This is a genomic window from Pseudomonas sp. FA117 (genome assembly GCF_057370475.1).
Genome location: NZ_CM170675.1, coordinates 898,120 through 911,793, shown reverse-complemented (window position 1 = coordinate 911,793; position 13,674 = coordinate 898,120). Strand labels below are relative to the sequence as shown.

Below are 13,674 nucleotides of genomic sequence, written 5' to 3'. Positions count from 1 at the left end.
AGGGGTAGTCCAGTCCGCCCTTGTGGGAGCGGGCTTGCCCGCGAACACCGGCAGAGCCGGTGCCAAGCACCGCGGTGTCCTTTTCGCGGGCAAGCCCGCTCCTACACGGCCGGCCGCCAGCTGGCCTCCAGTTCGCAGTCGCCCAGCAGCTGGCCAAGGGTGCGACTGGCGCGGCCATCGACCAGTTGCCACACCACCCGCACCAGTTGCTCGTTGAGCGCAGCCACCGCCGCCGTGCTGAACGCATCCAGGCGATGATCTAAGCGCAGCTGCAACTGCCCCTTGAGCTCCACGTACAAGGTCAGCGGGGTATTGGCCTGCTCGACGCTGTTCATCGCCTCCAGGCGCAAGCCGCCGCTGTCCCCCCCGGCCTGCGCCGCACTGACCGGATAGTTCTCGAAGACGATCACCGTGTCGGCCAGCGGACCTTCCAGACCCGACCAGCCCTCGATCTCCCCGGGTGCGTTGTAGCCATGCTCGCGCACCTGCAGGTTGCGCGCCTGCAGGCCCTGCAGCCAGTCGCTCAGCAGCTGCTGCGCAGTCACCTCGGCAACCAGCGGCACATCGTTGATGTACAGCCCCAGTTGCCGCTCGATATCACGCAGGTGCGGCGGACGACCCGCCAGGGTGATGCCACAGGCCACCGCCGACTCACCGCTGTGCTGGTGCAGTACCAGCAACCACGCGGCTTGCACCAGGGTGTTGACGGTAATCTTCTGCTGGCGGGCAAAGGCGCTGATCTGCTCGGTCTGCGCCTGGTCGAAGCTGAACGAACGCTCGCCATGCCCCTGCCCTGCCACCGCGCAGCGGCCAAGGGCCGTGCGTTGCAGCAAGGTCGGGGTGCGCAGCACCGCCAGTTGCCCGCGCCAGAAGTCGCGGTCCTGGGCATCGTCGCGCCCCTGCAGCCAGGCGATGTAGTCGCGATAGCCGCCGGCACTGCGCTGCAGCGCCTGGCCGGTGTAGGCCGCCAGCACATCGTTGAACAACTGGAAACCGCTCCAGCCGTCGAGCAGGATGTGGTGGTTGGTGCACAGCAGACGGTAGCGCTGTTCGCCCCGGCGGATCAGCACCAGGCGCAACAGCGGCTCGGCATCGAGCTGGAAGCCGCGCAGGCGGTCCTCCTCGGCCAACTGCTCCAGTTGCGCATCGCTCATGTTGCGCCCGTCCACCTCGCGCAGTGCCAGCGGCACATGTCGATGCACCACCTGCACCGGCCGCGCCAGCGGCGCTGCCCAGGCAAAGCGGGTACGCAGGATCGGGTGATGGTCCAGCGCCGCCTGCCAGGCCTGACGCAGGCGCTCGGGATCGACGCCGTCCAGGTCCATGCGCATCTGGTTGACGAAGTCGCCCGGCACCGCGGCATGCCGCTCATGGTGCAGGAGATAATCCTGCATGGGCGCCAGCGGGTAGATATCCTCGATGGCCGCAGGCGCTACCGCCAGGGCATCGAGCTGCGGCTGGTCCAGTGCAGCGAGCGGGAAATCGGACGGGGTCACACCGCCATGGCGCTCGTCGCAACAATGGCCGATCACCTCGCCCAGGGCCTGCACATAGGCATCGGCCAGGGCCTGCATGCGTGCAGGGGTGAACATCGCCTGGCTGAAGGTCCAGTCCAGACGCAGTTGGCCGTCATACACCTTGCCACTGACCGACAGCCAGTTGCCCAAGGGTGCCTGGGCGCTGGCGTCCGCGCCGTGGGCCTCGCTCGCCGGGCTGAACAACGCGTCGTCCTGGCTGAAACTGGCGTCGAACTGCCCCAGATAGTTGAAGGTGATGCGCGGCACCGGCAACGCTGCCAGGCGCGAACGCGCCGCGTCGCTGCCCAGGTAACGCAGCACGCCGTAGCCGATGCCCTTGTCAGGGATCGCCCGCAGTTGCTCCTTGATCGCCTTGATCGAGCCAGCCATGTCGCCAGTCGGGGTCAGACGCAGCGGGAAGACGGAAGTGAACCAGCCCACCGTGCGGCTCAGGTCGACATCTTCGAACAGCGCCTCACGGCCATGGCCCTCGAGCTGGATCAGCGTCGAGGCATGGCCGGTCCAGTCACCGATCACCTGCGCCAGGGCCGTCAGCAGCAGGTCGTTGACCTGGGTGCGATACGCCGCCGGTGCCACCTGCAACAGGCGCCGGGTCTGCTCGGCATCGAGCTGCACGTGCACGCTCGTCGCATCCTCGCCACGGGCCACGGCATCGGCCGCCACGCCCGGCAAGGTTGCGGGGGTGCCGGCCAACTGGCTGCACCAGTAGTCCAGCTCCGCGCCAGCCTGGGCGCGCCCGGCATGGGCCTGCAGGCGCTCGGCCCAGTGCTGGAAGGCACAGGTCTTGGCCGGCAACTGCACCGCTTGCCCGGCCAGCGCCTGCTGGTAAGCCTGCTGCAGGTCTTCGAACAGCACCCGCCAGGAAACCCCGTCGACCACCAGGTGATGGACCACCAGCAGCAAGCGCTGGCTGCCATCGGCCAGGGTCGCCAACAGCGCACGCAACAGTGGGCCCTCGGCCAGGTCGAAGCTGGCCTGCACCGCAGCACAGCGGCGCTCCAGTTCGGCCGCATCGGCCACCTCGACCTGCGCCAGCAACACGGGCGTCGACTGTTCACGATACTGAGCCTGCCAGCCTTCGGCCTGCTCGCTGAAGCCCAGGCGCAGGGCGTCGTGATGTGCCACCAATGCCTGCAGTGCCTGCTCCAGGGCTTTGGCCTGCAACGCCTCGCGGCCTTTGAGCAACACCGACTGGTTCCAGTGGTGACGCTGCGGGATAGGTTCGGCGAAGAACCATTGCTGAACGGGCAGCAGCAACTGGCTGCCCGTCACCGGGCGCTGGTCGACCTGCTGACCGTCACCGACCTCGGCCACCGCCGCCAGCCCCTCGATGGTCTGTTGCTCGAACAGGTCCTTCGGGGTGAAGCGGATCGACGCCTGGCGGGCACGGCCGACCAGTTGCAGGGAGATGATCGAATCGCCGCCCAACTCGAAGAAGTTGTCGTTGATACCGACCCGCTCCAGCTTGAGCACGTCCTGCCAGAGCGCCGCGAGGGTCTTTTCCACCTCGTTGCGCGGCGCCACCCAGGTGCGCTCGGCAGCCTCCAGGCTCGGCAGCGGCAGCGCCTTGCGGTCGAGCTTGCCGTTGGGGGTCAGCGGCCATTGCTCGAGCAGCAGCCAGTGGGACGGAACCATGTAATCCGGCAAGGCCACCTTGAGCGCAGCCTTGATCGGCTCGAGCAGGGCTGAATCGCCCTGGGCCTGACGCTGGCCGGCTGCCGCCACCAGATAGGCCACCAGGCGCCGGCCCTGGGCTGTTTCCCGCGCCATCACCACCGCTTCGCTGATCGTCGGGAAGGCCATCAGCCGCGCCTCGATCTCGCCCAGTTCGATGCGGAAGCCTCGGATCTTGACCTGGTTGTCGATCCGCCCGAGGTATTCGAACACCCCTGCTTCGTCCTGGCGCACCACGTCACCGGTGCGGTAAAGCCGCGCACCGGGCGCCCCGAACGGGTCGGGCACGAAGCGCTCGGCGCTCTGCCCCGGCCGGTTCAGGTAGCCACGGGCAAGGCCGGTACCGCCGATGTACAACTCACCGGCGACCCCCACCGGCAACAGGTTGAGGTCGGCGTCCATCACATAGGCACTGCGCTCGCCCACGCAACTGCCGATCGGCGCATAGGCAGCGGTGCAGGCATCCTGCGGGCCGGTACGCCAGACCATCGGCGTGACCACGGTTTCGGTCGGGCCGTAGCCGTTGATCATCATCTGCGGCTTGAGCACCCGCTGGACCAACTCGAAGCTGGCCTGCGGCATGGCATCGCCGCCGAAGCTGTACAAGCGCATCAAGGGCGGGTTGCCGACCCGTTGCACGTGCTCGGCCAACTGGTGCAGATAGGCCGGCGGGAAACCGGCCATGGTTGCGCCGAACTCGGCGAGCGCGTGGCAAGTCTGCTCGGGCGTCCACAGGCTGTCGTCGCGCAGCAGGATGCTGCTGCCGTACAGCAGGCCGGTCAGCCAGCGCTCGTGGGCGCCATCGAAGGCGAACGACAGGAAGTGCAGCTCGCAGTCGTCGGGCGTCATGCGGTACGCCTCGCCGGTGGTCCGGCAATGCATGGCCAGCGGCCCATGGGCCACCGCCACGCCTTTCGGGCGACCGGTGGAGCCTGAGGTGTAGATGATGTAGGCCAGGCTCTCGGCCGCCACCTCGACCTGCGGGTCGCTGTCGGCGTGGCGGTCCAGGTCCAGGGCCTGCAACTCCAGCACCGCCAGGCCCTGCGGGATCGGCAGATTGCTGCGCTGGTCACCCTCGGTGAGCAACAGGCTGATGCCTGAGTCTTCCATCAGATAGGCCAGGCGCTCACGCGGATAGCTCAGGTCCAGCGGCACGTAGGCAGCGCCAGCCTTGAGCACCGCCAGCAGGGCGACCAGCAGGCCATCGCCACGCGGCAGTGCCACACCGATCCGCGCTTCCTGCCCGACGCCCTGCGCCAGCAGTTCATGGGCCAGGCGGTTGGCCCGGCGGTTGAGCTCGCCGTAGGTGAAGCGCTGGCCATTGAAGATCAACGCCTGGCGCTGCGGCCAGTCGCGGGCCATGGCGGCGATGCCCAGGTGCACCGGCGGTTCGTCGCGGCGCGGCCACTCGTGGCACAAGGCGGTGCGCTCGGCCTCGCTGAGCAGGGCGATGCGCCCCAGCGGCTGCTCGACATCCTCCAGGAACGCCGCGAGCAACTGCAGCAGATGGCCATTGAGCCGTTCAATGGCGGCTGCGGTGAAGGTCGCGCGGTCATAGCCGTAGCTGATGCTCAGGCGCCGTTCCACGGCCACGGCGACCGCCAACGGATAGTTGGTGCGCTCGCGGCTGTCGACCTCACCGAAGCGCACGCTGCTCTCGGCTTGCTGGCCGAGGGCTTCGGCCACCGGGTAGTTGTCGAACACCAGCAGGCTGTCGAACAGCGCCTCGCCGCCGGTGCCAGCCCAGCGCTGGATCTCGTTGAGCGGAGTGTGTTCGTACTCGCGCAGGGCCAGGTTCTCGGCCTGAACGGCCTGCAGCCAGTCGGCGACACGCTGGCCGGCCTGCGGGCTGGCGATCACCGGCAGGGTGTTGATGAACAGCCCCACTTGCTGCTCGATGCCCGGCAGGCCGCACGCACGACCGGCCACCGTGGCGCCGAAGGCCACGCACGGCTGCCCGGTGTAGCGCTGCAGCAGCATCAGCCAGGCGGCCTGCACCAGGGTGTTGACCGTGACTTTCTGCTGGCGGGCCAAGGCCAGCAAGCGCTGGCTGCTGGCTTCGTCCCAATCGTGGTGGAACTCGCCATGGCCGCTCTGCCCGGTTACCCGCGCAAGCCCCGCGCCGAGGCGGGTCGGTTCGGCCAGGGTGGCCAGGCGCTGCTGCCAGAACGCCTGGCAGGCTTCGCCATCCTGCTGTTGCAGCCAGGCAATATAGTCGCGATAACGCCCCGGCTGACGCGCAGGACGCAGGCCATGATAGCGCTGCATCACTTCGCTCATCAGCTGCGAGCTGCTCCAGCCGTCCATCAGGATGTGGTGGTTGGTGTAGATCAGGAACTGCTGCCCCCCGCCCTGCTCGACCAGCGCCAGGCGCAACAGCGGCGCCTGGTCGAAACGCGAGCAGGCGCGGCGCTCGGCATCAGCCAGCGCATCGAGGTCGAGGGCCTGGCCCTCGAGCACCTGGAACGGCAGGTCCACCTGGCGGTGGACGATCTGCACCGGCTCGGCCAGCTCGCCCTGCCAGTGGAACGAAGTGCGCAGAATGTCGTGGGCCTGCACGGCCTCTTCCCAGGCCTGGCGGAAGCGCTGGGCATCGAGGCCCTGCACCGGCACCCGCAGCTGGTTGACGTAGTCGTCCGAGGCTTGCTGGTACAGGGTGTGAAACAGCATGCCCTGCTGCATCGGTGCCAGTGGGTAGAGATCCTGGATGTCCCGCGCGGCGACCGGCAAGGCATCCAGTTGCGTCTGCCCGAGCGCAGCCAGCGGGAAGTCCGACAGCGTCAGGCCGCCGGATGCGGGCTGGCAGCAATGCTCGATCAGCGCCAGCAAGGTGGCCTGGTAGTCATCGGCCAGGCGCTGCACGGTGGCGTCATCGAACACCTGGCTGCTGAAGCTCCAGCTCAGGGCCAGCTCGCCGCCGTACACCTGGCCGTTGAGGGTCAGCCAGTTGCCCAGCGGCGCGCGACTGTCGCGCTCGGCGCCGGCGTTTTCTGCCGCCGGGGCAAACAGCGCCTGGTCATCGAAGCTCTGGTCGAACTGCCCCAGGTAGTTGAAGGTGATCGCTGGCCGTGGCAACCCGGCCAGTGCCGCACGGCAGGCATCGTCACCCAGATGGCGCAGCACGCCGAAGCCGATGCCGTTGCCCGGCACCTGGCGCAGCTGCTCCTTGATCGCCTTGATCGAGGCAGGCATATCGTCGGCAGGGGTCAGGCGCACCGGATAGAGGCTGGTGAACCAGCCGACGGTGCGCGACAGGTCGATCTCGGGGAACAACTCCTCACGCCCGTGGCCCTCCAACTGCACCAGCATGTCCGGGCGGCCTGTCCAGCGACATACCACTTCGGCCAGGGCCAGCAACAGCAGGTCGTTGATCTGCGTGCGGTAGGCGCGTCCGGCATCCTGCAGCAAGCGTGTGGTGGCTTCGCGGGGCAGGCGGCTGTTGATCGCCCGGCCATGGCAGGCCAGGTTCTCACCCTGCGCACGGTCCAGAGGCAGGCTGGCATCACAGCCGCGCAGACGCTCGATCCAGTAGCCCAGCTCAGCCTCGGCCAACGCGCCACGGGCGTGCTCGCCCAGGCGCAGCGCCCAGCTCTGGAAGGCGCAGGTCTTGGCCGGTAGCGCGGCCACGCTGCCCTGCGCCAGGTCGCGGTAGAGTTGCTGCAGGTCTTCGAGCAGCACCCGCCACGATACACCATCGACCACCAGGTGATGGATCACCAGCAGCAGCCGCTGGCTGCCATCGGCCAGGTCCATCAGCACCGCACGCAGCAACGGCCCCTGCTCCAGGCACAGGCTGGCCTGGGCGCGCTGGCCCAGGTCGCGGATGGCGGCTTCGTCGGTCACCGTTTCATGCCACAGGCAGTCGCTGGCGGCATCGGCATGTTCGGCCAGCCACTGCTGGCCATCGTGCCGGTAGCGCAGGCGCAATGCATCGTGATGCATCTGCAGGCTGCCCAGTGCCTGGGCCAGCAGCGCGCTTTGCAAGGTGCTGCGCGGGCTGAGCAGCACCGACTGGTTCCAGTGCTCGCGATGAGGGATATCGCTGGCGAAGAACACCTGCTGGATCGGCGTCAGCGGCATCGATCCGCGCACCGGTCCCTGGTCGACCTGTACGCCCTCGACGCGCCTGGCCACTGCGGCCAGTTCGAGGATGGTCTGACAGCGGAACACGTCCTTGGAAACGATATGGATGCCGGCCTGACGCGCACGGCCGACCATCTGGATGGCGATGATCGAATCACCGCCCAGTTCGAAGAAGTTGTCGCTGATGCCGACCCGCTCGGCGCCCAGCAGCGCTTGCCAGATGGTCACCAGCTGCGCCTGCACCTCGTCGGCGGCGGCGCGGTAGTCGTTGGCCGCCGCCGCTTGCGGTGCCGGCAGGGCCTTGCGGTCGAGCTTGCCGTTGGGGGTCAAGGGCAAGGCATCGAGTACCAGCAGGTGGCTCGGCACCTGGTGCGCGGCGAGGCGCTCGCGCAGGAAGCGGGCGATGGCCTCGACATCCAGTTGCGCGCCGACCACATAGCCGACCAGCTGCTTGCCGGTCGCACCGTCCACCGCCAGCACCGCGCACTCGCGTATCGCCGGATGGCTCTGCAGGCAGGCCTGCACTTCACCGGGCTCGACGCGGTAGCCGCGGATCTTCACCTGATGATCGACGCGCCCGATGAACTCCAGCAGGCCGTCGGCGCGATAGCGCACCTGGTCGCCGCTGCGGTACAGGCGTTCGCCAGGGGCCCCGAACGGGTCGGGCACGAAGCGCTCGGCGGTCATCCCCGGACGCCGGTGATAACCACGGGCCACGCCGGCGCCACCGAGGTACAGCTCGCCGGGGCAGTTGACCGGCAACGGCGTGCCTTCGGCGTCCAGCACATGGCTGCGCAGGTTGGCCAGTGGCCGGCCCAGAGGCAGGCTCGGCGCCTGCGCCCAGTCATCGCCCAGGGCCTGGGTGATCGCGCCGACCGTGGTTTCGGTCGGCCCGTAATGGTTGACCACCTGGCACTCGGGGGCCAGGTGGCGGATACGTTGCAGCAGGCTTGGCGGGCAGGCTTCACCACCCAGCACCAGGCACTGACGCGGGATCACTGCGCCATTGTCGTCGCCGATCAGCGCGGCCAGGTGCGAGGGCACGATCTTCAGGGTATCGATGGCCTGGGCCTGCATGTAGGCGCCCAGCGCGGCTCCGTCTACCGCCATGTCGCTGTCGATCAGGTGCAGTGCCTGACCCTGACACAGCGCGCCGAACAGCACGGTATGGCCAAGGTCTGCAGCCATGGTCGAGACCAGCGCCATGCTGCGTCCGTCAGCGATCGGCAGGCGTTCACCGATGGCCGCGACGTAGTTGGCCAGCGCGCCGTGGCTGATGGTCACGCCCTTGGCGCGGCCGGTGGAGCCGGAGGTGAAGATCACATAGGCCAGCTGCCGGGCATCGACCAGCGGCGGCAGGGGACGGCGCGCCGCATCCAACGGCTGGGCCGGGTCCGGCAGGCAACGGCTGCGTACACCCGGCAGATCGGCAAAGCGTGCCTCGAACGGCGCCTGCACCAGCAGGTGCTCGATGGCGCTGTCCTCGATCATCTGCAGCAGACGCTCCTGCGGGTATTCCGGCGCCAGCGGCACATAGGCGCCCCCGGCCTTGAGCACGGCCAGCAGGCCGACCACCATTTCCAGCGAGCGCTCGGCAGCGATGCCGACCAGCACGTCGGCCCCCACCCCTTGCCCACGCAAGTGCCAGGCAAGCGCCTCGGCCTGCGCATCGAGCTGGGCATAGCTCAGGCGGCGCTCGCCCTGGACCACCGCGACCGCGTCGGGGTTGGCCTGGGCGTGGGCCGCGATGCGCGCAGGTACATCATGCGCGGGCTGCTGCAAGGCACCGCCCGCAGACCATTGTTCGAGTTGCTGGCGCTGTTCGCCGGGGCTGAACAGACGCAGGTCACCGATGGCCCGCTGCGGGTCGGCGACGATGTCGCCAAGCAGGTTGCACCAGTGCTCGGCGAGCCGGGCGATGGTCGTCGGCTCGAACAGTTCGGTGGCGTAGACCAGCGCCGCGTAGAGGCGCCCGTCCGCCTCGCGGGTGCTCAGGGTCAGGTCGAAGCGCACCGCTTCGTGGCCGCTGCCCTCGACCTCGACTTCAAGGCCCGGCAGCGTCAGACGACCACCCTCGGCGCCATCGACCAGATGGTTGTAGAGCACCTGGAACAGCGGGCTGGCATCCAGGTTGCGCCCCGGTTGCAGGGCATCGACCAACTGTTCGAAGGGCGTGTCCTGATGGGCCTGGGCTTCGAGCACCCGGGCCTTGACCTGCGCCAGCAACGCGGCAAAGGTCTGGCGCGGGGCGACATCGGCCTGCAGCACCTGGGTGTTGACGAAGAAGCCGATCAGCCCTTCGACCTCGGCGCGGGTACGGTTGGCCACCGGTGTGCCCACACGCACCTGCGAGGCGCCACTGTAGCGGTGCAGCAGGGCCTGGAAACTGGCCAGCAGCAGAATGAACAACGTGCAGCCATTATCGGCGGCCAACATGCGCAGGCGCTCGGTCAACGCCGCATCGAACTGGATCTCGTGGCGGGCGCCCTGGTTGCCCTGGCGCGCCGAACGTGGCCGGTCCAGCGGCAGGGCCAGTTGCGGCTGCTCGCCGCCCAGCCGCTCACACCAGTAGGCCAGCTGCCGCTCGCCCTCCCCGGCCTCCAGCCACAGGCGTTGCCACAGCGCGAAGTCGGCGTACTGCACGGCCAGTGGCGCCAGCGCGGCCTTGTGGCCCTGCAGCGCCTGGCGATACCCCTCGCTGACCTCACCGACCAGGATCGGCAGCGACCAGGCATCGCACACGATGTGATGGCTGCAGAACAGCAGCACGTGGTGGTCTTCATCGAGGGTGACCAGGGTGGCGCGCAACAGCAGGTCGCGCGCCAGGTCGAACGGCTGGCGGGCCAGGGCGTCCATGCGCTCGGCCAGTTGTGCCTCGGCTTGCGCGCCTGCCTGGCTCAGGTCCAGCCGGGCCAGGGCGAAGCGCCGCTGCGGATGAATCACCTGCAGCACCTGCTCGCCTTCCAGGCGGAAACTGGTGCGCAGCACTTCATGACGCTCCACCAGTTGCGCGATCGCCTGCTCCAGCGCGCCGGCATCCAGCCGCCCGCGCAGGCGCAGCAAGGCCGGCTGGTTGTAGGCGCTGGACTGCGGATCCATCTGCCAGACCAGCCACAGCCGCTGCTGTGCATAAGACGCCGGCAGCGTGTAGAGCACCGCTTCGCGCGGCGGTATCGGCAGGATGTCCAGCGACAGGCCTTGGGCGATCATCTTCGCTTGCAGGGCGCGGCGCTCTTGCGCGGTGAAGGCGGCAAAGCGCCTGGCCAGGGCCAGCAGGCGGTCCGGAGGCAGACTCATTGCTCCTGCGCCTCCTCGAACAGCGCTTCGAGGGCATCGAGCTGGTCCTCGGACACCGCCGATTCGCGGTGCAGTTCGACCTGCTGCGCCAGCAGTTCGACGGTCTCGCCTTCGAAGAAGGCACGCAGCGGCAAGTTGACGTTCAACTCGCTCTGCACCCGCGAGCGGATGCGTGTCGCCAGCAGCGAATGACCGCCCAGGGCGAAGAAGTTGTCGTGCACGCCTACCTGCGGCAGCTCCAGGGCCTGCTGCCAGATCAGCGCCAGGCGCTGCTCCAGCTCGTTGCGCGGCGCCACATAAGGCTGGCCACGCAGCTCGCGGGCACTGAGGGCATTGCGGTCGAGCTTGCCGTTGGGGGTCAGCGGCATGCGTTCGAGGGCAGTGACGAAGGCTGGCACCATATGCTCGGGCAACTGCTCGCGCAGGTGTTCGAGCAACGCGGTTTCGCTGGCTTCGCGGTTGCTGTCATCGCGCAGCACCACATACCCGGCCAGTTGCTTGCCAGCGGCGGCGTCGCGCACCACCACGGCCGCTTCACGCACGCGCGGATCGCTGGCCAGGCGCGCCTCGATCTCGCCCAGTTCGATGCGAAAACCGCGGATCTTCAACTGCGAGTCCAGGCGACCGAGGTAATCCAGGGCACCGTCCGGGCGACAGGCCACGCGGTCACCGGTACGGTACAGCCGTGCACCAGGCACCTGGCCATGGGGATCGGGCAGGAAGCGGCTGGCGGTCAGCCCCGGGCGGGCCAGATAGCCTCGCGCCAGCCCAGGCCCGGCAATGAACAGCTCGCCCGGACGAGCGAAACCGACCGGCTCGCCCTGTTCGTCGAGCACCTGCACGCGGGTGCCGGGAATCGGCGCGCCGATGGCTACCCGCTCGTCGAGCACCGCCTCGTCCAGCGCCTGCGCGCAGCTCCAGACAGTGCTTTCGGAGGGACCGTATTCGTTGACCAGCAGCGTCTGCGGCAGACGCTCGCGATGACGCTCGGTCAGTTCCACCGGGCAGGCCTCACCGGCGACGATCACACAGGCCAGCGCCTGCTGCGCCGGCAGCGCCTCGAGGATCTGCGCGTAAAACGACGGCAGTGCGAGGAAGTGCGAAACCTGCTGCGCGACCACCAGTTCTGCGATCTGCAGTGGGTCCTTGTGCGCCTGCTCGGCCGGCAGGCACAGCGTGCCGCCCTGGGCCAGGGCCCAGAAGATGCCGGCCACGGAACTGTCGAAGGAGAACGACGAGAGCATCAGGAAGCGCCGGATCGGCTCGCGGTAGAACTGCAGCCGCGCTTGGGTCGAGGCACAGGCGTTGGCATGACTGATGGCCACGCCCTTGGGCAGGCCGGTGGAACCTGAGGTGTAGATCACGTAGGCCAGGTCGGCGCTGTCGTTGACGGGCGCCAGCGGGCTGTCGTCGCCCTGGGCCAGGCTCGCCTGGTCGACTTCGACCTGGGCGATACCGTCCAGCGCCAGCGCCTCGGGCAGCGCCTGCAGGCGCACCAGGCAACGCACACCGGCGTCTTCGAGCATGAACGCCAGGCGCTCGTGCGGGTAGCTCGGGTCCAGCGGCAGGTAGGCGCCGCCCGCCTTGAGGATCGCCAGTAGGGTTACCACGATCTCCACCGAGCGGCCGCCGTACACCCCCACCAGGGCATCGCGACCCACACCTTCGGCACGCAGGCGGCGGGCCAGGCGATTGGCCTGGCGCTCGAGCTCGGCGTAGCTCAGTTCACGCCCATCGACCTGCAGCGCGAGCTGGTCCGGATTGGCCGCCACCGCCTGTTCGAACAGTCGATGCAACAGCGGCGCCTGAGCCGGTTCCAGGGCGGCGCTGAGGTCCAGGCGCTGCAGCAGCGCCTGGACCTGCTCGGCACCCACGGTGGAAATCTGGCCGAGCGGCAACTGCCGCTCAATGCCAGCGTTGTGCACGAAGGCGACGAACTGCTCGAGCCACGCGCCGAGCAACCCCGGAGCCAGCAGCTCGCGCGGAGCCAGCAGTTGCAAGGTCAGTTGCCCGCCTTGGCGGCGGGCCCGCAGGTGAAGTTTCTCCAGTTGCGCAGGCTCGAGCTCAGCCTCGAAGCCTTCGGACTCATCCAGCGCCAGGTCGCAGCCGAACGCCAGCGGGCCAGGTTGTACCAGGCTGGCATCGAACTGCTCCACTTCATTGAGGCATTCCAGCCACGAACGGCTTTGCCCCACCTGCAGGGCGAAGGCTTGCAGTTGCTCGGCCAACGGCAGCGCGGCATCACGCTGGACGAGCACCGGCAGACGCCGGGCGAAATGCCCCAGGGTGTCTTGCAACTGATCGTTGCGGCCATCGACCAGCAGGCTCAGCAGCAAGCGCTGCTCATCGAGCAGACCGCCGACGAACAACGCCCACAGCCCAGCCAGGGCCTGCTCCGGTGCCTGGTCAAGGTCTTCGGCGAGCGCCAGCAGCGCCTGCAGCGGCAACTGCGCGGTACTGCTCTGGTATTGCCCGGACAACGCCTGGCGACGCTCGAACGGCAAGCGGGCGGGCTGGGCATGCTCGGCGAATAGCGCGCGCCAGTGCGCCACCCCGTCCTGGCCGAACGGCTGCTCGAGCAGTTCCTCCTGCCAGGCGGCGTAGTCGGCGTACTGCAGTGCATCGAACGGCGCCAGTGCCTGACCACGGCACAGTGCCCGCAGCTCATCGGCCAGCAAGCGCAGGCTGGCCTGGTCGAGGCTTGCCAGGGGTACGGCCAGCAACAGCTGGCCGGCCACCCGCACGGCCACCAGGTGCGCGTGCTCGAGCGCCGCGCGAGCCTGCTCGCGGGCCGACTGCAGGTCATCGGCCTGCAGCAGGCTGAACTGCGCCTGCTCGTCGATGGCCTGGGCCGGCAGCTTCAGGCCGGACACCTGCACGTAGCGGGTGCGCAGGATCTCGTGGCGCTCGGCCAGTTGTACCAGGGCCGCCTGCAATTGCGTGTCGTCACCCACCTGGCTTTCGGGCAGCAGCAGCGTGGCCATCAGCGTGCGCCCGGCTTCGCGGCCGGCACGCAGGAGCGCCGCCTGCTGGGCGGAGGTCTGGAAGATTTCTGCTGGAGTGCTGTGAGTCATGCTGATGT

Annotated in this window: 2 protein-coding genes; both read right to left on the bottom strand. The window is 68.6% G+C overall.

The window, feature by feature from the left end; translation table 11 throughout:
- Positions 1 to 101 precede the first annotated feature (101 nt).
- On the bottom strand, positions 102 to 10,592 hold the full coding sequence (locus AC1TXO_RS04200; protein WP_486405168.1) for an amino acid adenylation domain-containing protein: 10,491 nt from the start codon (positions 10,590 to 10,592) through the stop codon (positions 102 to 104).
- Entirely contained in the window at positions 10,589 to 13,666 is a 3,078-nt protein-coding gene (locus AC1TXO_RS04195; protein WP_486405167.1) for a non-ribosomal peptide synthetase, read from the bottom strand. Before AC1TXO_RS04195 ends, AC1TXO_RS04200 begins: the two co-directional genes overlap by 4 nt.
- Positions 13,667 to 13,674: the final 8 nt, after the last annotated feature.